Origin of the sequence: Bradyrhizobium nivariense, assembly GCF_029846695.2 — a bacterium.
In the GTDB taxonomy this organism is placed as follows: Bacteria; Pseudomonadota; Alphaproteobacteria; order Rhizobiales; family Xanthobacteraceae; genus Bradyrhizobium.
Genome location: NZ_JARWCR020000065.1, coordinates 14629 through 34838 on the forward strand (window position 1 = coordinate 14629; position 20210 = coordinate 34838).

A 20210-nucleotide genomic window follows, 5' to 3' on the forward strand; every position below is an offset into this window, starting at 1 on the left:
CCGAGAGGCGGGCCCTTGGTCGTTAGCGTGCGGTCTATGCAGCTTCGGCGATGACCGCTGCATCCAGTTCTAGGATCGCCCCGATAAGGCCCCGCAAGTCGATCGCTCCGTCGTCCAGAGCTTCGATGAAGGCGACCTTCGCCGCCCTCTCCGCCGCGGTGGTCGCGCGCGTGGAGTTGGCGCAAGAGTGCGCCTTACGCCGCAGGCCGCGTCAAGGGTTACAACTGGGTCGCGGCAAGCGGCTGCAACTGACGTAGATGTCGCCGGGTGCAGGCCCAAATTTCGTCGCCATCACGAAGTTTCGGATCGAAAGCGTATCAGCGCCGACATCATACCAATGGGGACCGCGCGATTTCAGCTGATCGTCTACGCACGATTTGATCTTGCCGACGTCGTCAAACTTGCCTGCACAGTCCTCAAAGGCGTGGTGGATAGCGTCGAGGCTCTCACTGCTGCCGCTGCGGGCGCTCCACCAAACAAGACCGATCGCCAGCAAAATAGCAACAACAGCAAGCGGCTTCATGTTCACCCCCAAACGCGGCAGCCTTGGCTATTAGCAAACTAACAGCATTTTCGCTCGGCCGCCATCGTCGCCCTTGGCGGCCCCTCACCCAGTGATGCGCTCTAACACCCGCGCCACCTGCACCGCCGACCAGACACCGTGCCGCGGGCCGTGGGGATGCCGCGGGCATTGTGAGTCCCTCCGCAATAGCCCGCAGGCTCGCAGCGCCGGCTCGCTGTAGCTCCGCGATCACCGGGCCGACGTCAGCAGCCCGCGTGCTGGCGCGCTTCTGGATCGCCGTAGAGGCCGCCCGCATCTTCGCCGTGGGCGCCACACCACGATTGCCCCCGAGCGTCTTGCCGCGCTTCTTAGCGGCGGCTAGGGCTCCTTAGTGCGGGCCGACTACGTCGTCGCCCAGCATGGGATCCTGTCGTTCGATCGGCGCGCCCTGCAAAGCAGCTCCAAACGCGTGGATAGCAGCCACTGGGTCGGTTTCGATCATCAATCGAGCAATCCTCTCGAAATCCCTTGGGTAGATCGCGGAGGCATACAAATGACCGTTCGGCTCGTCGCAAAACCCAAATCGGAGCCATCGCTGCTCGTCATTCGGTCGACCGTTGTGATCCATGGACAGCGTCGCATCAAAAGATTTCCGAGCTGAATACGCGTGATCGCTTATCGGCTGGCGCATGAATGACAATTTCAACATCGGGACCTCCTGTGAAAAGCCGAGAGTTCCAGTTGAACAAGGCCGGATTGGGACCAAGCAATGGCCCGCCGGGATACCCCCGCGGGGCGCTGGGGCGCCCGCTGAGGTCGGATTTTGGCTCGAAAAAAATCTGAGGACGGCTACGTGTGAGTTATGGGGCAATTCAACCAGGCGGCGTACAAGTGTGCCCCGGGGGGATCACGATGGCCAGTACCAAATCAGCAGTTCCGCGTCTTGATGACAAAACGGCACTCGCGATTTTCCGAGAACTGCAAGGGATACAATCCCCCTCCAGCATGTCGTTGCAAGCAGCAGGTCTCGACCCCATCGACGTCCTCAACCCTGGAGACAAAAAGGGGGCTTTAGACGAATTGGAGCGAGGGTCTGGCCGCTATCTCATCACCCGCATCAGCCTGAGCTTCCAAAATTTCAACATCAGCTACGCCCGCAATCAAGACACAGGCCGGCTAAGCCCGTTTTACGACGAAATCGATATCAACCACAGCGACAATCAAGGTGGTCTTGCTCTCGAAGCTCGTATTGCGCTGCTCGACCATCTCGATCGCAAGATCACGCTCGGTGGTGTCAGTAAGCGCGATGAACTGGCGGCCAAATCGATCGACGACCTACAGGCGATCTATCACTCGACAGTCCTGAAACTGGAAACCAGTTTCGCGCAGCAAATCGAAAAGATCACGGAGTGGACTGTGGAACAGACCACAGCCTTAGAGCAGGAGAAGCTCAGGCTGGCAGGCGAGACCGCCACCGAAAGAGAACGGTTGAGCAAAGAACACGAGAGCAGGTTAGAGGCGCTGCGGCGTGATTCTGAAGCCCTAAAGCAGCGCCGTAAAGACCTCGATGACCGAGACTATATGCACGCGAGGCGCGGGACGCTTGGAGAGTTGCGCAAGCGGATTCTCGAAAGACAGCAGAAGTTCACACTCACACCTGAGACGACCCGCCTGCGCCTGCCAATCCACATCGCACTGATCGTGTTGATCTCGGCGCTGCTTGGCGCGAACTACGTCACGGCGAGTACGGTGCTGAGTCTGGACGTCGGAAAAGTCGATTGGCCTGTGCTCGCTTGGGCATTTGTTAAGCAGAGCATTGTGACGATCGCGCTAGTTGGCGCCTTGTTTTTCTACGTAAGATGGATGAACCGGTGGTTCGAGCAGCACGCCTCCGCCGAGTTCCTACTCAAGCAGTTCGAACTCGATATCAACCGCGCCAGTTGGGTCGTGGAGACCGCGATGGAGTGGCGAAGAGATCAGCACTCCGAAATCCCTGCGCCTCTGCTAGAAGGTGTCACTCGTAATCTATTCACCCACGGCGACAGCTCCTCTCAGGAGCACACGGCAGCAGACGATTTGGCATCAGCATTGGTCGGCAACGCCTCGCAGTTGAAGCTCAAGGTCGGCGACAACGAAGTGAACTTCGACCGCAAAGGCCTCAGCGGCCTTGCCAAGACAGAGGGGATCAGGTCCTGAACTTCTCATAATGAATTCTTGCACCGATAACCGGAGTCATGTCCCGAGCACTTCATTTTGTGTTTCGAGGGACTGATGTCCGGCATTATCCTCGATAATCTGCGCGTTCACATCACTGACCAAGACGTCCTGCGCTGAGCGAACGGGAGGACGGCGGCCCTCCGCCCGCCTTCGGAACGCCAGAATGCGTCCCATTTTGGCGCAGATCGAGCCCCAACTCAGCCTTAATCAAACCTGTGTAATAAGTCCGGCCGCGGCGGCAGTGGGACAGACTTGCCGGCCGCGTCGAGCTGGAGGATGGACCCTTGTCAGAGATCGACCCGACCGACCACGCGCTGGCGACCATCGCCAGCATCTTGGAGCACCCCGAGCCCGTTCTCGTAGTCCGGGAGACCGAGACCGTGACCGTGACCGAAATGGTGGTTGCTGGTGAGCACGTGGCCGCCGACGAGCACCCGATTGTCGATGAGCATCCGGTGGTCGAGGAGCAGCCACTGGTGCCGGAGCACACCGATGCCGACGGCTACAGCAAGGTCGGTCCGGGGCCGATGGTGGCGATCCGTCTGAAATGGACGGTCCATCACGGCGACGACGGCCAGTACTACGTCCACGAGACCATCGGCGAGCAGTCCGTGCCGGTGATCAGCGGCCCGATGACCAGCGAGGCCGCCGTGCATTTCGTCGACGCGCACGAGGACGAGGCACATCGGCGCTTCGAAGAGCTGCGCAGCGAGATCGCCGGCCGCAGCTCGCTCGCCGATTACGAGCGCAACGGCGAAGCGTAATTACTTTCGGCCGTCTCTCTCTGTTCACCTCTCCTGAAGGGAGAGGTGACCATGGGGCCCTACCTCTACTTCCTCCCCAGGAAATCTTTCTTCGCGAGTTCGACGCCTGCGTGCCGCAACAGGTCGTACGCGGTCGTGACGTGAAAGAAGAACTGCGGAACGCTGAAGGTCAGCAGCAGCGTCCGCCCGGTGAAGGGCAGCTCGGTCCCGTTCTTCAGCCTGAAGAAGACCTTCAGCTCCGCAGCCGCATCGATCTCGGCGCGCGGCAGGCTTTCGATGAACTCGATTGACGTCGCAATGCGGGCCTGGAGCCCGGCCATGTCGTGCTCCAGTACCGGCAGCGTCACCGGCTCGCGCTCTGCCAGCAAGGCCGGGGCGACCGTGGCATGACGGCAGGCCTCGCCGATCTGCTGCGCCAGATCGTACATGTTGGGCGCCATGCGCATGCCGAGCAGGACGGCCGGATTGAATTTCCGGGTTTCGGCATAGGCAACGCCCTTGTCGAGCAGTGCGGACAGGTTGCGCAGATACGGCACGAAGACGCCGATCGAGGCGTCATACATCGAGATCGTCACGTCAAAATTCCCTTCAATTCCGCCTCGCCAGCGACGGGCATCTGGTCTAAATCCAATCCTCAAGAGCTGCACAATGACAGCTCGGGCATTGGCGGAAAAGAGATGATCGTTCGAATGACCATTCGAATTTTGGCGGCTTTGGCCGTGGTCCTGCTGGCAAACCTTTCGGCTCACGCACAGCAGGCGGCGCCCTCCCGCCTCGACGAGATCGTCAAGCGCGGCACTTTGCGCGTCGGCATGACCGGCGACTACAAGCCCTTCACCTATCTCGACAAGACGACGCAGCAGTTCAACGGCTTCGATGTCGACATGGCGGAAGCACTCGGCAAGGCGCTCGGCGTCAAGGTCGAATTCGTGCCGACGGCCTGGCCAAAGTTGATGAAGGATTTCGAGGCCGATCAGTTCGACATCGCCATGGGCGGCGTCTCGGTCACGCTCGACCGGCAGAAGAAGGGCTTCTTCTCCACGCCGATCATGCGCGAGGGCAAGACGCCGATCGCGCGCTGTGCCGATGTCGGCAAGTACCAGAGCATCACCGACATCGACAAGAAGGGCACCCGCGTGATCGTCAATCCCGGCGGCACCAACGAGCGCTTCGCGCGTGCCAACATCAAGGACGCCGACATCACCGTCTTCCCCGACAATACCGTGATCTTCGACGAGATCGCCAAGGGTAATGCCGACCTGATGATGACGGACGCCTCCGAGACGCGCTACCAGCAAAAGCAGCATCAAGGCGTGCTCTGCGCGGTGCATCCCGAAAAACCGTTCGACTTCTCCGAGAAGGCCTATTGGCTCCAGCGGGACATGGCGCTGAAGGCGTTCGTCGACCAATGGCTGCACATTTCCATGGAGGACGGCAGCTACAGGAAGATCTACGCCGCCTGGTTCGACTAAAGCATGATCCGGAAAAGTGCGAAGCGGTTTTCCGAAAAGATCATGCTCAAACAACAACCTAAAGCGCGATGATAATTCATCCTGATCTCATCGCGCTTTAGGCCGCGTCCTCCTGTCGCTTGCCCCCGGCCAAACTTTGGACCGGCTCCGGCGTTATTGAACCCGGCACCGCCGGAGCACGACTCATACGGTGACAGTGATCTAGATCACTTTTTGCGATCGAACCGGGGCGTAAGCGTCGGTAAGGGGACCACCTGTTTCAGGAGACGGAAATGAGGAAGCTGTTGGCCATGGCCGCATTCCTTTTGGCGAGCACCGCTGCGCAGGCGCAGTACACCTTCGACTATGGCGGGCGCACCATCCGCATCGATCCCGACCGCGGCACGGTGCAAATCCCCGGCGTCTACGACAACACCGGCCAGGGCAAGGCAAAGAAGACCAAGACCGAGGCCAAGGGAACTTCGAAAACGGAGGGAACTTCGAAAGCGGACCCGCAGGCACCGCAACAAGTCAAGGCTGATCCGCAGCCGCCGGCCAATCCGGTGCCGGCCCCCGCGCCTGTCGCGGCGCCTCCGGCGGCCGAGCAAGCCCCTGTCCAAGCTCCCGTGGCCGTGGCGCCTCCTGCCCCGCCAGCGCCTCCGGCAGCAACCAGGGCAAACAATGCTCCGGCCGAAGAGGCGCTAGTGCCGCCGCCTCAGCCGGCCCCACTTGCTGCCCCGACCGTGGCCGCAGTACCGCCCGCACCGCCTGCCCCGACCGTCGCAGCCGCGCCTCCGGCGCCGTCTCCGCCTCCCGTCCCGGCGCCTGTTCAGGCGGCTGCCGTCGCGCCGCCAGGTCCCGCGGCCGCGCCCACGCGCGATCTCAATTCACCGCTCGGCGTCTGGCTCACCGAGGAGAAGGAAGGCAAGGTCCGGATCGAGCAATGCGGCAACAATCTCTGCGGCTACTCGGTCGATTCGAAATCGAACCAGAATGGTGAGCAGGTTCTGATCAACATGAAGCCCGGCAAGGACCAGAACAAGGACCAGAAATGGTCCGGGCGCATCCTCGATCCGAACTCCGGCTCGACCTACGATTCAACCATCGCGCCGAAGGGCACCGATCGGCTGCGCGTGCAGGGCTGCGCCTTCGGCGGCATGTTCTGCGGCGGCCAGACCTGGACGCGTGCGAACTGACTTCGGCGAGACACTCTGACCGAGACAAAGGGGCCCGCAACGCGGGCCCCTTTGCTTTTGCCCGCCAAGTCGATTGCGAAGTGCGCCACCTCACAGAGCCCGTTGCGCACGTGACAGCCCTCACATCGCCGGTTCCGGGCCCATGCCACGATCCCCGCATGATCAACCCAAGGGGCGTGTCATGAACGGTTTTCGCAAGTGTCTTTTCGCTACGATCGTCGTCATCGCGTTGCCGGCCGCGCAGGCGAGCGCCAGCACTTTCGACGGCGCATGGAATGTCCGCATCTCGTCGTCGAGCGAGACCTGCGGTAACGGCTCGACCGTCTCGATCGGGATCAACAATGGTCAGATCGCGTCGAGCAGCGCCGCAGTGACGGCGTCCGGCCGCGTCGCGGACGCCGGCAGCATCAACGTCACCTTGAGCACCGGCATCAAGCGCGCCGTCGGCTTCGGCCGGCTCAGCGGCACCTCAGGCTCCGGCACCTGGCGCGGCACCATGTGCACGGGCACTTGGACGGCGGAGAGGATGTAAGTTCTCTTGTCCCGGACGCGGTGCAGCGTGCAACGCTGCTCCGCAGAGCCGAGACCCAGGGATGTTGCTTTGCGGAGACCTCCGGGCCCTGGATCGGCGCGTATCGCCCCAAGGCGATACGTCTTGTCCGGGGGGCGAGAGTTAGCCGACCGCCGCCCCGTATTCCGCGTCGGTCACCGGCTCCAACCAGGTCGAGAACACGCCGTCGAGCGCTTCCTGCATGGCGATGTGGGTCATGCCATTGGTCGGCGTGGCGCCGTGCCAGTGCAGCTCGCCCGGTGGAATCCAGACGGTGTCACCAGGGCGTATTTCCCTGATGGGCCCGCCCTTGGCCTGGACCCGGCCAACGCCCGAGATGACGTACAGCGTCTGCCCGAGCGGATGGTGATGCCAGTTGGTGCGCGCGCCGGGCTCGAACGACACGCGTGAACAGTTCAACCGTGCCGGCGCAGGCGCCATGATGACGGGGTCCTGAAGGACCGTGCCGGTGAAGTGTTCCTTGGGCGCGCGACGGGTCGGGCGCGTGCCTGCGACAGTGATCTCCATAGGGAACCTCGCTTGCTGTCCTGTTACTTCTTGCTGGCGGCGTAGCGCGCCTTGGTCTCGGCGTTCATGGGATAGAGCCCCGGGAGCACCGCGCCGTTATTCACCTCGTTGACGATCCAGGCTTCCATCCGCTCCTGCTCGACACCCTCATTGAGCACGTGTTCGAGCATCGCCTGCGGGATCAGCACGCAGCCGTCCTGGTCGGCGACGACGATGTCGTTCGGAAATACCGCAACGCCGCCGCAACCGATCGGCTCGCCCCAGCCGACGAAGGTCAGGCCGGCAACCGACGGCGGCGCGGCATAGCCGTCGCACCAGACCGGCAGATTGGTGCCGAGCACGCCCTCGACGTCACGCACGACGCCGTCGGTGACGAGTGCGGTGACGCCGCGCTTCATCATGCGCGCGCACAGGATGTCGCCGAAGATGCCGGCATCGGTGATGCCCATGGCATCGACCACGGCAATGCAGCCCTCCGGCATCGCCTCGATCGCGGTGCGGGTCGAGATCGGCGACGACCAGGATTCCGGCGTCGCCAGATCCTCGCGCGCCGGCACGAAGCGCAGCGTGAAGGCCGGTCCCACCAGGCGCGGCAGACCCGGGCGCAGCGGACGGGCGCCGCGCATCCAGATGTTGCGCAGGCCTTTCTTCAGCAGGACCGTGGTGATGGTGGCAGTGGTGATGCCGGCGAGGGTCTTGCGGGCTTCGGGGGACAGCGACATGGAAACAGACGAGCTCCGGATGGCGGGAAATGACGCCGCGCATCTTGCGAGGTGCGGGCCTCGCGTCAAGGGCCAAGAAGATACCAATAATGCAGGGCCGCAGCGCTGTTATGCGTCGCGATAACAAGGCTTTATCGTTTCCCCCTGCTTTAATTTATTGGACTTGCGGGCGCATTTACGCGAAGCAGGGACAAGCGGAACTCAAGGCCGAGCCCGCGTATCTCCAGAAGCCCGATTTCGACAGCCCATGTCCGCGACGCTTCCCCCGCCCCGCCTTCTGCCCAGTGGCGACAGCGCCGTCACGGTCGAGTTCAGCCGCACCATCGACGACGACGCCAATCAGAGTGTGCTGGCGCTCGACAAGGCGCTGGCAGCAAGCCCCATCGACGGCATCACCGAGTCCGTGCCGACCTATCGCTCGCTGCTGGTGCATTACGATCCCGGCAAGATCGGCTTCGACGCACTCGGCGAAAAGCTGCTCGCGCTCGCCAGCCAACCGTTGCCACCGGCCACCAAGGCGCGCCGCTGGCGGATTCCCGTCGCCTATGGCGGCGAGCACGGCATCGATCTCGAGGATGTCGCCAAGGCGCTGAACACCACGCCCGACGACATCGTCGCGCGCCACGTCGCCGGCGACTATAAGGTCGCCATGATCGGCTTCACGCCGGGCTGGTCCTATCTCAGCGGCCTCGACAAATCCCTGCAGATGTCGCGGCGGCAGAATCCGCGGCTGCTGACGCCCGCCGGCACGATCTCGATCGGCGGCATCCAGGCCGGAATCCAGTGCCTGGCTGCCCCGAGCGGCTGGCACCTGCTCGGCCGCACGCCGGTGCGGACCTATCAGCTCCACCGCAATCCGACCTTCCTCACCGAACCCGGCGATCGCGTGACGTTTTACGCCATCGACCACAAGACCTTCGAGGAACAGGACCGCGCCGCCGAGGCCGGCGAGATCATCGCCGAGCAGGTGGTCGCATGAGCCGGCTCGTGATCGCCAGCATCGGGCCTGCAAGCTCCGTCCAGGACGGCGGACGCCACGGAGCGCAACGCTATGGCCTGACGGTCAGCGGAGCGATGGACCGTCTGTCGCTCGCGGCAGCGAACACCCTTGTCGGCAACGAGCCGTTCGCAGCCGTTGTCGAGGTCGGCCCGTTCGGCGCCTCGTTCACTGCGTGCGACGGTGCCGTGCGCGTCGCGATTTCAGGCGCACCGCGCAATGCGGACATCGCCGGACGCGCGGTCGCCATGGACACATCGGTGACGCTGAAAGACGGCGAGACGCTGACGCTGGGCTTCGCCCGCGGCGGTGCGTTCACTTATCTGGCGATCGAAGGCGGGATCAAGGGCGAGCCGGTGTTCGGCAGTCTCGCGGTCAACGCCCGCGCCGGTCTCGGCAGCCCCTACCCGCGCCCGCTGCAGGCCGGCGACGAATTCACCGTCGATGCCGCAAGCGGTGCACCGGAGCTGCGCATCGAACTGCCGAAGCCTGTGAGCGGTCCGATCCGCGTCGTGCTGGGACCGCAGGACGACGAGTTCGACGACGCCAACAAGGCGCTGTTCCTCGACAGCGAGTGGAAGATCTCGGCCACCTCCGACCGCATGGGCTACCGGCTCGAGGGCCCCGCGATCAAGCATCTGCACGGCCACAACATCGTCTCCGACGGCACGGTCAACGGCAGCATCCAGGTGCCCGGCAACGGCGCGCCGATCATGCTGATGATGGACCGCGGCACCTCCGGCGGCTACCCGAAGATCGCGACCGTGATCACGGCCGATATCGGCCGCCTCGCACAGACCTCGGCGGGAACGGCGTTCCGCTTCGAGGCGGTCAGCATGGCCGAGGCGCAGGACGAGGCGAAGAAATTCGCGCAACTGATCCGCAACCTGCCCGATCGCCTGCGCTCCGCCGACACCGTCGCCCTCAACATCGAAGCGCTCAGCGATGCCAACGTCGCGGGCTATGCTGTAAGTGCCGTCGACGCCAGGACCTGGCAGGTCGCGGCCGAGCCGTAAACGACAAGAAGACCAGAGGCGGAGAGCACCCCATGAAGACGATCGATCTCAATTGCGATCTCGGCGAAGGGTTTGGCGCGTGGGAGATGGGCAACGATGCCGCGATGATCGAGCTGGCGAGCTCGGTCAACGTCGCCTGCGGCTTCCATGCCGGCGACCCCGACATCATGCGCCGGACGGTCGAGCTGGCGAAGGCGCGCGGCGTCTCGGTCGGCGCACATCCTGGCTATCGCGACCTGCACGGTTTTGGCCGGCACCCGATCGCGGGTCTGAAAGCGTCCGAGATCGAGAACCTCGTCGCCTATCAGATCGGCGCGCTGCAGGCGATCGCGACGGCGGCCGGCCACAAGGTGACGCATGTGAAGGCGCATGGCGCGCTGTCCAATGTCGCCTGCGAGGACGACATGACCGCGAAGGCGATCGCCGCCGGCATCAAAGCGGTCGACCCCAGCCTGATCTTCGTCGTGCTCGCCAATTCGAAGCTGGTGAAGGCCGGCGAAGCGGCCAATTTGCCGATGGTGCACGAGGTGTTCGCCGACCGCGCCTATGAGGACGACGGCAACCTCGTCTCGCGCAAGAAGCAAGGCGCGGTGCTGCACGACGCCAAGGCGATCGCCGATCGCGTGGTGCGCATGGTGCAGGATGGCGCGGTGGTCTCGGTCACAGGCAAGGTCATCAAGATGCGCACCGACACGGTGTGCATCCACGGCGATACGCCTGGCGCAGTCGACATCGCGCGCGGCCTGCGGCAGGCGTTGAAGGATGCGGGGATCGAGGTCGCGCCGTTCAAGCGCGGGGCGTGATCAGAACGGGTGCACCGAGAGCGTGCCGAACACGATGGCCACGATGACGGCGAAGGCACTGTACATCGCAGCATGATGCATGCTTGCCCCGGTCCGCCGCGAGAGCGAGCGCGCATAGAGGTGCAGCCTGGCTTCCGCCGACAGTTCGCGCATGGTCGATCTCCAACGCCCCATTTGCGGGATTATGAAGGATCAACCCGGGTCTTGGGCAAGACGGCGGCGGAAATAGCGATAAGGGTTCTCTCAAGAAGCCCAATCGCAGGTGCAAATTCTCCGCATACACGGGTTCCGAGAATCTTATTCGTTAAAGTCCGAGCCAGCTGGAACCAGCTCGGATGACAATGGCATGACGGTTGAACCAAGGCTTCAGAACGCCGCCCGACAAAAAAGTCGAAAACAACCCCATGCACAGTAGACGGCGGCTGCCGGCGTGACGCCTGGCGCTTGCGCCGCCATGACGATTTGCACTGATGCCATCGCGCCTTAGTAGACGTCAGCCTGGAAGCGGCCCGTCTTCTTGAGCTCGGCGACAAAACTGACGGCTTCGTCGGTCGAACGGGCCCCGAACTGGGCGACGATGTCGACCAGCGCACGCTCGACGTCCTTGGCCATGCGCTTGGCATCGCCGCAGATGTAGAGATGCGCGCCCTCGGCGAGCCAGGTCCACACCTCGCGGCCGACCTCGCGCATGCGATCCTGCACGTAGAACTTCTTCTCGCCGTCGCGCGACCAGGCCAGCGACATGCGCGTGAGCAGACCCGAGGTCTTCATCGCATTGAGCTCCTCCTGGTAGAAGAAATCGCAATCGCTGCGCTGGTGGCCGAAGAACAGCCAGTTCTTGCCGGGCGCACCGGTCGCCTTGCGGTCGAACAGAAAGGCGCGGAACGGCGCAATGCCGGTGCCGGGCCCGATCATGATGATTGGCGTCTTCGGATCCTGCGGCAGACCGAAGCCGTGCGCCTTCTGCACATAGACCTTGAGCTTCTCGCCCTCGCCGATGCGCTCGCCAAGGAAGGTCGAGGCGACGCCGATGCGCTTGCGCTTGCCGATGATGTAACGCACGGAGTCCACCGTCAGCGACAGCTTTCCGGGCGTCGCATTGTGCGACGAGGAGATCGAATACAGCCGCGGCTGGAGCGGCTCCAGCGCCTCGACGAAGGCTTCGGGATGCGGCCGCGTGCCCGAAAACTTCTGCAGCGCCGCCATGACGTCGAGAGTGGCGGCATCGCCATCGGGATCCTCGCCCTGCGCCAGCGACCGCGCCTTCTCGCGCTGTGCGCCGCCGGTGATGAAGGAAAGCAGCTCGAACAGCGTGTCGGGCGCCGGCGACAGCGAGACGTCGTCGATCAGCACCTCGCGCAGCGTCTTGCCATTGACCTTCGTGGTATGGGAGGCGCCGAGCAACGCGATGATCTGGTCGACGAGGCCGACCTCGTTGCGCGCGAACACGCCAAAACTGTCGCCTACGACGTAGTCGAGCTTGCTCTCGGAGAGATCGAACTCGACGTGATAGGTTTCCTTCTCCGACTTTCCCTTGTTGAGAAGACGGCGCGACAGGAAGGTCGCAGCAACAGGGTTGTCGCGCGAGCGGCCTGGCTCGGCGATCGTCACGGTGACGGCGGGGGCTGCCACCGCGTCTTGCTTGTCGGACGCCTTGGCCGCCGGCGCCTTGTCCAGCTCTTCGTACAGCGACTTCAGCATCCGCGCGGTTTCCTTGCCGCCGGGGACGCAAAGGTTGAGCCGCGCTTCACTGCGGCCCGCGATCGCCTCCGAATAATCGTGGCAATTGTAGCCGCACTGCCCGCAATCCTGCTGCGCCATCGCCGCCATCATTTTGCGGCGCACGGGACGGCCTTCGGCGAGCTTCATCCGATCCGCGATCGGCATGGTCTGGTCGTGCCACGGCGATTCGCCGTCGTCGCCATCACCGCCTTGCATCACGGCGGCGCCCTGCTCGGCCGACAGCGGCGTAGCCGCCTCGGGCGACAGCAGCCCGGCAAAGAAGCCGTTCAGCCAGGAGCGTTGCGCGTCGGAGAACGGTGCGCTCGCGGGAATGATATCGAGCTTGGGCGGAGGGCTGATCTGGTTCATGCGGACACCTCGGCATCGGCGAGCTTGCGCAGCGTCTCGCCGTCATGGCGGCGCGCAAAGGAGAGGAAGGTTTCGTCGGGAGACGAGCGATGGGCGATATAGGCTTTGAGCAGCCCTTCGACCGTCTTCGGCGCGTCTTCGGCCTTGAGGTCGTGATAGACCTCCTGCCCGACGTCGGCGTCAGGGCCGAACCCGCCGCCGGTGAAGAGATGATACCCCTCGACCGTGTCCTCCTCGTTCACCGGCACGCGTGCTCCGATCAGGCCGATGTCGCTGATGTAATGCTGCGCGCAGGAATGGTGGCAGCCGGTGACATGGATATTGACCGGCTTGTCCATCTCGACACGCGGCTCGCACCAGTCGCCGATCTCGGCGGCGTGACGCTTGGTATTCGCAGCGGCGAAGCGGCAGCCGGCATTGCCGGTGCAGGCGATCAGCCCGGCACGGATGTGCGAGGCCTCGACCGCGAGCCCGATCTGCTTGATCGCCGCTATGGCAAGCTCGACATTCTCGTCGCGCACGCCTGATATCAGCAGGTTCTGCCAAACCGTCAGGCGAATATCCCCGTCGCCGAGGTCCCGCGCAACCTTGGCGAGGCCTCGCATCTGATCGCAGCTGATCTTGCCGAGCGGCAGCGACACGCCGATCCAGTTCAAACCGTCCTGCTTCTGCTTGTGCACGCCGATATGCGCCATGCGGTCTGCGGCAGGCCGCGGCGCAAACGCCTCCTCCGGCACGCGGGTGAACGGGCTCTTCAGCCGCTCCTCGACGATCTTGAGGAAACCGTCATGGCCCATGGCGTCGAGCACGTATTTCAGCCGCGCCTTGTTGCGGTTGGTGCGGTCGCCGTGCTCGATGAACACGCGCACGATCGCGTCGGCGACGGCGGTGGCTTCTTCCGGCTTGACGACGATGCCGGAGTATTTGGCAAAATCCTTGTGGCCGGTGATGCCGCCGAGGCCGAGGCGGAACCAGACCCCGGGCTCGACGCCGAAACCGTCCTTCACGTCCACGGCCGTGAATGCGATGTCGTTGGTCTCCTCGAGCACGGCGATCCTGCCGGCACCGTCGAAGGCGACGTTGAACTTGCGCGGCAAGCCGTACAGCGAGCGATCGTTCAGGATGTGGTAGTGCCACTCGCGCGCATAAGGCCGCGTGTCGATCAGCTCTTGCGGATCGATGCCCGCCGTCGGCGTTCCCGTCACGTTGCGGATGTTGTCGGCGCCGGAGCCGCGCGAGCACAGGCCGAGGTCCTGAATGCCCTCGATCAGCTTCACGGCGTTCTTCGGCGGGATCTCGCGAAGCTGGAGATTGGCGCGCGTCGTGACATGGCTGTAAGGCCCGCACGTTTCATCGGCGAGATCGGCAAGGCCGGACAGCTGCCAGTGTTTCATGATGCCGTTCGGAATGCGCAGACGGCACATGTAGGAGTCCTGCGTCGGCGCGACGTAGAAGATGCCGTAATAGCGCCAGCGGAAATTGTCCGCCGGGCTGGGCGGCGCGTTGTCGAGCGCCTGCTGGCGGAGACGCGGATAAGAATCGAAGGGATGCTCGTCGCGCTTGACCTTCTCCTGGTCGGCGAGCTTCTTGCCCGCGGCGATGACCTTGTCCTGCGCCTTGATGTGCACGGCATCGGGGCCGGTGGGCTCGGCGCTCGCCTTGCCGGCGCCGCCGCCGAGACCGCGGCCGACCCGGCTGATCTGCAGACCGGTCGTGAAGCCTTCGAGATAGCGTTTCTGGTCGTCGGTAAAGTCGACTGAGACGGTGTCGATTTTCATGGTCGGTAACGAAGCTCCTGCGGCCACCTGAGTGGTATCGACGGAAAAGTGCACGACCCGCCGGGAGTTCGGCTGGCTCGAGAGCCGGCTCTGCACCCAACGGTCCGATCAGCTTCGTTGCTGTGGGACTCGGCTCAGCAGGCATCTGTGACAGGCTGGCCGCACTGCAATATTCAAATTGCGTGCCAGCTTTGAGAAATTGGAAACTTATGCGATGTCAGTTGGTTACGGGGATCCCGGAAGATCCCGGTGCTGGAACTCTCCCGAAATTCGAGCACTCGGCTCAAAATTTAGCCGCTGATCCCGCACGCCCAAAAACGATGCAGGCCCGAATCAGACCTTCCAACGGCCCACCTCGAAGGCCTCGAGATGCCCCCGAATGTTGGCAGGATCGAAGGCTGGGCCGGCGAATGCGCCGAACGCCGCCGGGGCTAAGGCGGGCGGGCGTTGGCCGAGGGCCGCGTCGTAGAGGTCGGGCCTGAACACGGCCATGGCCGTCTTGACGCCGTCGGGCGTCAGCGTCGTCTGCCCCCAGCGCACCATCTGCGCATAGAGCCAGGCGGCCTGAACCGGATCGGGGCGCCCTGCTTCCTCGCGTCCCACCAGAAGGTAGCTGCCGCTCTCGCGAAAGGTGCCGTCCGGTGAAATCTTGAGGCGTCCGGTGAGGGTGCGCTGGATGACTTCGGCATCGACTCCGATCCGTTCGGGCTGCGCCAGGATCCGCGCCGCTTCGGTTCGGTTTTCGGGATGCTCGATGAACTCGGCGGCTTTCACCGCCGCGCGCACCAGTGCTGCGACCACCTCCGGATTCTTGTCGGCCCAGACCTGGCGGACCGCCAGCACCTTCTCCGCCGCACGGGCCAGGATGTCGGAGACGAAATGCAGGATGTGGCCGATGCCGAGATCGACAGCGATCGAATTCCAGGGCGCGCCGACGCAAAACGCATCGACATGGCCGTTGGCGAGACTGTCGACCATGTAGGGCGGCGGCAGCACCACCAGCCGCACATCCTCGTCGGGATCGACGCCGGCCGCCGCCATCCAGAACCGCAATTGGTAATTGTGCGTCGAGAACGGGAAGGTCATGCCGAAGGTCAACGGATCGGCCCCCGCTTTGCGCCGTTTGGCGACCACGCGTGCCAACGCTTTTGCCGTGGCGAGCGGATCGAAGCGGTCGCCGTCGATCTCCTCCATCAGCGCGGCATGAAGCGCCGGCGAGACCGTGATCGCGTTGCCGTTGATGCCGAGATTGAAGGGCGCGGCGATCGGCACCTTGACGTGACCGAGCCCGAGCGAGGACGCGATCGCCACCGGCGCCAGCAGATGCGCGGCGTCGAACAGGCCGATATTGAGCTTGTCGCGGACGTTGGACCACGACACTTCGCGCACCAACGTGACGTCGAGCCCTTCGGCGGCGGCAAAGCCCTTGTCCACAGCGACGATCAGGGCGGCGGCATCGACCAGCGGGATAAACCCGATGCGGAGGGGGGTGGTCATTTCAGCATCTCCGACGCGGTGATGATCGACTGCGCGATCTCGCCGATTTTCTTCTTCTCGCGCATGGCGGTGGAGCGCAGCAACACATAGGCCTCGTCCTCGTTGAGGCCCTTCACCTTCATCAGGATGCCTTTGGCCTTCTCGATGATCTTGCGATCCTCGAGCTGCGACTTGGTCCGCTCCAGCTCCTCCTGGAGTTTGGCGAAGGCGTTGAATCGGGACACGCAGAGGTCGAGGATCGGCTTGATGCGCTCCTTCTTCAACCCGTCGACGATATAGGCGGAGACCCCCGCCTCGACCGAGGCCTGGATCGAGGATGAATCGCTCTGATCGACGAACATTGCGATCGGGCGCCGCACGGCGCGGCTGACCTGGAACATTGCTTCCAGCACGTCGCGGCTGGGGTTTTCCAGATCGATCAAAATGATGTCGGGGTCGACCGCATAAATACGGGCGAGCAGGCTCTGCATCTCGCGGATATGGACGATCTGCGTGAATCCGGCCTCCCGCAACCCTTCTTCGAGGATCGCAGCCCGGATCGGGCTTTCGTCGACGATCACGATTTTGGGCGACTGTTCGGCGCTCATTGCTCACTCACCACCAGTGATTCATCCATAGCATGCCCGCGGGCCATGCAAAGGGTTGTAATTATGGGCAATTGGGACTAGCTCAACCCGGTCAATCAGGCAGATCAGATATGGATCAGACGGCTGCGCCCAAGGTCAGCTTCGTGTCGCTCGGGTGTCCCAAGGCTTTGGTGGATTCCGAGCGCATCATCACGCGCCTGCGCGCCGAGGGCTACGAACTCGCCCGCAAGCACGACGGGGCCGACATCGTCATCGTCAACACTTGTGGTTTCCTCGACAGCGCCAAGCAGGAATCGCTCTCGGCGATCGGCGAGGCCATGGCCGAGAACGGCAAGGTGATCGTGACCGGTTGCATGGGCGCGGAACCCGAGCAGATCGAACAGGCCTATCCCGGCGTGCTCTCGATCACCGGCCCGCAGCAATATGAGAGCGTGCTGGACGCCGTGCATCGCGCACTGCCGCCGGCGCACAATCCGCATCTCGACCTGGTGCCGCCGCAGGGCATCAAGCTGACGCCGCGGCACTACGCCTATTTGAAGATTTCCGAGGGCTGCAACAACCGCTGCACCTTCTGCATCATTCCAAAACTGCGCGGCGACCTCGTCTCACGCCCGGCCAATGACGTGCTGCGCGAAGCCGAGCGCCTGGTCGGCGCCGGCGTGAAAGAGCTGCTGGTGATCTCGCAGGACACCTCGGCCTATGGCGTCGATCTCAAATATGCCGAGAGCCCGTGGAAGGATCGCCAGGTCCGCGCCAAATTCATCGACCTCGCGCGCGAGCTCGGCGAACTCGGCGCCTGGGTGCGGCTGCAATACGTCTACCCCTACCCGCATGTCGACGAGGTCATCGCACTGATGAACGAGGGCAAGGTGCTGCCCTATCTCGACATCCCGTTCCAGCATGCGAGCCCCGAAGTGCTGAAGGCGATGAAGCGCCCGGCGGCGCAGGACAAGACGCTGGCTCGGATCAAGCGCTGGCGCGAGCAATGTCCCGATCTCGCCTTGCGCTCGACCTTCATCGTCGGCTTCCCCGGCGAGACCGATGCCGACTTCGCCTATCTGCTCGACTGGCTGGACGAAGCCGAGATCGATCGGCTCGGCTGCTTCAAGTACGAGCCCGTCGCCGGCGCGACCGCGAACGCGATCGAGAACCCCGTGCCGGAAGAGATCAAGCAGGAGCGCTACAACGCGCTGATGGCGCGCCAGCAGAAAATCTCTGCGCGCAGGCTGAAGCGCAAGGTCGGCACGCGCCAGCAGATCATCATCGACGAGGTCGGCCCGACCGTCTCAAAAGGCCGCTCCAAGGCCGATGCGCCGGAGATCGACGGCGCAGTCTACCTGTCGAGCCGCCGCCCCTTGCGCGTCGGCGAGATCGTCACCGCGAAGATCGAGCGCGCCGACCAGTACGATCTGCACGGCAGCGTCGCGGGGTTCTGACGTCGCTCCGTCGACAGCCTCAACTCACTGTCGCCCGGTAAATGCCGTCCTCGCCGAAGTGATAGAGATGCTTGCCGCGGCCTTGCAATCGGCCGGGGGGCCGCGCCGAGCCGTCGGGCATCAACAGGCGTGCTCGCCGGACAAGGATCGTCCCCTCGCGATCCAATCGTCCGATGTAGGCCACATCGGGTGGATCGCCGTATTGCCCTGCAAACAGAATCTCCGCCTCAGACATTGCGAACGCGTGGCAGCCTCGGAGCTTTGTGCGCTTCGAGGTCAATTGAAATTCCGCGTCAATTCTGCAGATCGGGAAATCCGGGTAGGAGACAATGGTGGCCTCCGCTCCGGTCACGTTGAGCGCATAGCAATCATAAATCGCAGGGCCGGCATCGTTCGGAAACTCCCAGATCTTCTCCCCGAGAGCCGAGAAGCAGACTAGCCCGGCTTGTCCAACCGGCGCGGGGCCCGGATGTCCCCATCCATAATTTCCAAAAACACCCTCGTCGAAATACGCAATCCAGATCCGGCCGCGGTCATCGATCTGGAGATCGCTGATGCCGTCGCCGAAGAGGACGCGGTTCGCTTGCCCGGTACGAGGATCGAAGATGATTCCGTTCAGGTCGTAATCCGCCTCGGCCCGCCAGTTGCACCTGGTGGCGGCCAGCAAGAGCCGGCCGTCGAGAAACATGTCCACTTTCGGGAATGCAAGATCGAGTGGCGGCAAATCAATCGACTGGACCGATCCGGTGCTCTCCATCAGAAGGCGAAATCGCTTTGAACCGTCCATTCTTGCCCGCGGAAACGAGCCGATGCCGCCATGATCGCTCTCGAACACAGCCTGACGTCCGGACTCCTCGACAAACAGGAACAGCCGCGACTGATCACCCGTCACCCCGCTCGCAGCGAGCGAGAAACCGGGAAGCATGGGCGTGTCGCCAATCTTCTCGAATTGAACTGACCTGATCAACCGCGCCTCGGATGCCGATAACTTGCCAAAGGCAGGATCACCAAGCGGACGTTAGGCGCAAGGGCGAAGTCGCTGCGATCAGGCTTCTCGCCAGCCATTTCGCACCCAACGTTCAGGCCGCGGCACGCCGGCAAGACCGGCGCGCCTCACGCATTCCACCAGCCCGCGTTCAGGCTAGGCGTGCCGAACTGCGGGGTTGCGCGATACACGGCGCCGACGCCCCAGGTTCCAACGAGCAGATCACCGTTCGCCATCCGGCCGAGCAGAGAGCTTGGAGCAAGTTCGTCACGTCGCTTTTCCCGACGCCTGCTGTCCGTCATGCGCGGCGAACACCTCCTTGGCTGCGAACAGCCCGTTCAGCGCCGCCGGGAAGCCCGCATAGACGGCCATCTGCATGATGATCTCCACGATCTCGTCGCGAGAGAGCCCGACGTTCAGACCCGCCTCGAGATGCACTTTGAGCTGAGGCGCGGCATTTCCGAGCGCCGTCAGCGCGGCGATCGTCGCGATCTCTCGATCGCGCAGGCCGAGGTCCGGGCGGCAGTAAATGTCGCCGAAGGGAAACTCGATCACGTATCGTGCGAAATCCGGAGCTATGTCGGCGAGTGAGGCGACGACCTTTTCGCCGGCACTGCCGTCAATGCGTGACAGGGCCCGCTGGCCGCGATCGAAGCGGCTTTCGGCTTGTGTTTGGGCGTGCGTCATTTTCCTTCGTCCTCTGTTCGTCGCCGGCATAGCCGGCGATCTTGGTATCAAGGACGAGCAGGCATTCCTGGAGTTCGGCCATCTGCGTGCGAACCTGTTCCCGGTGGATTTCCAGCATCTGCCGCCGGGCTGACCCGGTGGCTTCGCCTTCATCACGAAGCGCCGCATAACGCAACATGTCCCGGATCGGCATTCCCGTGGTCTTGAGCCGACCGAGGAATGCGATCCATGTGAGGATCGATGCGTCAAAGTCACGCTGGCCGGAGCGATCCCGGTCAGCGTATGGCAGCAGCCCGATGCGCTCATAATAACGCAACGTGTGAGTCGACAGGCCGGTTCGTTTTGCGAGGTCGCCGATCTTCATGTGTGCCCGTTCTCGTACTGACGCACGTACAGATACCCC

General features: G+C 63.5%; 23 protein-coding genes. 10 read left to right on the forward strand and 13 right to left on the reverse strand.

What is annotated here, in order from left to right; genetic code table 11:
- Window positions 1–211: 211 nt before the first annotated feature.
- Window positions 212–523: a hypothetical protein gene (locus tag QCM77_RS35500; protein WP_279687558.1), complete on the reverse strand. Its 312-nt coding sequence runs from the start codon at window positions 521–523 to the stop codon at window positions 212–214.
- Between the two features lie 367 nt (window positions 524–890).
- The gene (locus QCM77_RS35505) at window positions 891–1211 is read right to left on the reverse strand and encodes a hypothetical protein (RefSeq protein WP_279687556.1); all 321 of its coding nucleotides are present in this window, start codon (window positions 1209–1211) and stop codon (window positions 891–893) included.
- A gap of 203 nt (window positions 1212–1414) precedes the next feature.
- Between QCM77_RS35505 and QCM77_RS35510 the strand changes: the two genes are divergently transcribed.
- Both QCM77_RS35510 and QCM77_RS35515 read left to right on the forward strand, forming a co-directional pair.
- Complete coding sequence (locus QCM77_RS35510) at window positions 1415–2698, forward strand: hypothetical protein (protein ID WP_279687554.1); 1284 nt, start codon at window positions 1415–1417, stop codon at window positions 2696–2698.
- A gap of 305 nt (window positions 2699–3003) precedes the next feature.
- The gene (locus QCM77_RS35515) at window positions 3004–3483 is read left to right on the forward strand and encodes a hypothetical protein (protein WP_280096071.1); all 480 of its coding nucleotides are present in this window, start codon (window positions 3004–3006) and stop codon (window positions 3481–3483) included.
- A gap of 65 nt (window positions 3484–3548) precedes the next feature.
- Here the strand turns inward: QCM77_RS35515 and QCM77_RS35520 are convergent, their stop codons facing one another.
- Window positions 3549–4046 carry a DUF1993 domain-containing protein gene (locus QCM77_RS35520; RefSeq protein ID WP_280096081.1) on the reverse strand — a complete coding sequence of 166 codons (498 nt, stop codon included), beginning with the start codon at window positions 4044–4046 and terminating at the stop codon, window positions 3549–3551.
- A 126-nt stretch (window positions 4047–4172) separates the two neighbouring features.
- Between QCM77_RS35520 and QCM77_RS35525 the strand changes: the two genes are divergently transcribed.
- The 3 genes from QCM77_RS35525 (at window position 4173) to QCM77_RS35535 (ending at window position 6662) form a co-directional block, all read left to right on the forward strand.
- Window positions 4173–4955 carry a transporter substrate-binding domain-containing protein gene (locus QCM77_RS35525; protein ID WP_280096072.1) on the forward strand — a complete coding sequence of 261 codons (783 nt, stop codon included), beginning with the start codon at window positions 4173–4175 and terminating at the stop codon, window positions 4953–4955.
- Window positions 4956–5227: 272 nt separating this feature from the next.
- A complete protein-coding gene (locus tag QCM77_RS35530; RefSeq protein WP_280096073.1) occupies window positions 5228–6130 on the forward strand; it encodes a DUF2147 domain-containing protein in 903 nt (300 codons plus the stop codon).
- 181 nt (window positions 6131–6311) lie between these two features.
- Window positions 6312–6662, forward strand: a complete 351-nt coding sequence (locus QCM77_RS35535; protein ID WP_279667381.1) for a hypothetical protein — start codon at window positions 6312–6314, stop codon at window positions 6660–6662.
- Between the two features lie 141 nt (window positions 6663–6803).
- Here QCM77_RS35535 and QCM77_RS35540 read toward each other — a convergent pair whose 3' ends face one another.
- Window positions 6804–7208, reverse strand: a complete 405-nt coding sequence (locus QCM77_RS35540) for a (R)-mandelonitrile lyase (RefSeq protein WP_279667380.1) — start codon at window positions 7206–7208, stop codon at window positions 6804–6806.
- A gap of 23 nt (window positions 7209–7231) precedes the next feature.
- Entirely contained in the window at window positions 7232–7930 is a 699-nt protein-coding gene (locus QCM77_RS35545) for a ribonuclease activity regulator RraA (protein ID WP_007590912.1), read from the reverse strand.
- A gap of 247 nt (window positions 7931–8177) precedes the next feature.
- Here QCM77_RS35545 and pxpB point away from each other — a divergent pair, with 247 nt between their 5' ends.
- The 3 genes from pxpB to QCM77_RS35560 are packed head-to-tail and all read left to right on the forward strand — an operon-like array spanning window position 8178 to window position 10746.
- Complete coding sequence (gene pxpB / locus QCM77_RS35550; protein WP_279667379.1) at window positions 8178–8909, forward strand: 5-oxoprolinase subunit PxpB; 732 nt, start codon at window positions 8178–8180, stop codon at window positions 8907–8909.
- Complete coding sequence (locus tag QCM77_RS35555; RefSeq protein WP_279667378.1) at window positions 8906–9943, forward strand: 5-oxoprolinase subunit C family protein; 1038 nt, start codon at window positions 8906–8908, stop codon at window positions 9941–9943. The genes pxpB and QCM77_RS35555 overlap by 4 nt, the downstream gene beginning before the upstream one ends.
- A gap of 32 nt (window positions 9944–9975) precedes the next feature.
- Window positions 9976–10746, forward strand: a complete 771-nt coding sequence (locus QCM77_RS35560) for a LamB/YcsF family protein (RefSeq protein ID WP_279667377.1) — start codon at window positions 9976–9978, stop codon at window positions 10744–10746.
- On the opposite strand, the gene QCM77_RS35565 is transcribed toward QCM77_RS35560, so the two are convergent.
- The 5 genes from QCM77_RS35565 to QCM77_RS35585 all read right to left on the reverse strand — a co-directional run bounded on the left by QCM77_RS35565 (window position 10747) and on the right by QCM77_RS35585 (window position 16699).
- Window positions 10747–10899: a hypothetical protein gene (locus tag QCM77_RS35565; RefSeq protein WP_279667376.1), complete on the reverse strand. Its 153-nt coding sequence runs from the start codon at window positions 10897–10899 to the stop codon at window positions 10747–10749.
- Window positions 10900–11229: 330 nt separating this feature from the next.
- Window positions 11230–12837 carry a sulfite reductase subunit alpha gene (locus tag QCM77_RS35570; protein ID WP_279667375.1) on the reverse strand — a complete coding sequence of 536 codons (1608 nt, stop codon included), beginning with the start codon at window positions 12835–12837 and terminating at the stop codon, window positions 11230–11232.
- A complete protein-coding gene (locus QCM77_RS35575; RefSeq protein ID WP_279667374.1) occupies window positions 12834–14615 on the reverse strand; it encodes a NirA family protein in 1782 nt (593 codons plus the stop codon). The genes QCM77_RS35570 and QCM77_RS35575 overlap by 4 nt, the downstream gene beginning before the upstream one ends.
- A 333-nt stretch (window positions 14616–14948) precedes the next feature.
- Window positions 14949–16112: a CmpA/NrtA family ABC transporter substrate-binding protein gene (locus QCM77_RS35580; protein WP_279667373.1), complete on the reverse strand. Its 1164-nt coding sequence runs from the start codon at window positions 16110–16112 to the stop codon at window positions 14949–14951.
- Window positions 16109–16699: an ANTAR domain-containing response regulator gene (locus tag QCM77_RS35585; protein WP_148749280.1), complete on the reverse strand. Its 591-nt coding sequence runs from the start codon at window positions 16697–16699 to the stop codon at window positions 16109–16111. Before QCM77_RS35585 ends, QCM77_RS35580 begins: the two co-directional genes overlap by 4 nt.
- A 110-nt stretch (window positions 16700–16809) precedes the next feature.
- Between QCM77_RS35585 and rimO the strand changes: the two genes are divergently transcribed.
- Window positions 16810–18135: a 30S ribosomal protein S12 methylthiotransferase RimO gene (gene rimO / locus QCM77_RS35590; protein ID WP_007590900.1), complete on the forward strand. Its 1326-nt coding sequence runs from the start codon at window positions 16810–16812 to the stop codon at window positions 18133–18135.
- A 19-nt stretch (window positions 18136–18154) separates the two neighbouring features.
- Here rimO and QCM77_RS35595 read toward each other — a convergent pair whose 3' ends face one another.
- The gene (locus tag QCM77_RS35595) at window positions 18155–18802 is read right to left on the reverse strand and encodes a YxiH-YxzG fusion protein (RefSeq protein WP_280096074.1); all 648 of its coding nucleotides are present in this window, start codon (window positions 18800–18802) and stop codon (window positions 18155–18157) included.
- A 150-nt stretch (window positions 18803–18952) separates the two neighbouring features.
- Between QCM77_RS35595 and QCM77_RS35600 the strand changes: the two genes are divergently transcribed.
- Window positions 18953–19093: a hypothetical protein gene (locus QCM77_RS35600; RefSeq protein WP_279667371.1), complete on the forward strand. Its 141-nt coding sequence runs from the start codon at window positions 18953–18955 to the stop codon at window positions 19091–19093.
- 294 nt (window positions 19094–19387) lie between these two features.
- Here QCM77_RS35600 and QCM77_RS35605 read toward each other — a convergent pair whose 3' ends face one another.
- Window positions 19388–19807 (reverse strand): carboxymuconolactone decarboxylase family protein, encoded by a 420-nt coding sequence (locus QCM77_RS35605; RefSeq protein ID WP_279667370.1) that lies wholly within the window; start codon window positions 19805–19807, stop codon window positions 19388–19390.
- Window positions 19740–20171, reverse strand: a complete 432-nt coding sequence (locus QCM77_RS35610; protein WP_279667369.1) for a MerR family transcriptional regulator — start codon at window positions 20169–20171, stop codon at window positions 19740–19742. Before QCM77_RS35610 ends, QCM77_RS35605 begins: the two co-directional genes overlap by 68 nt.
- Window positions 20172–20210 lie beyond the last annotated feature (39 nt).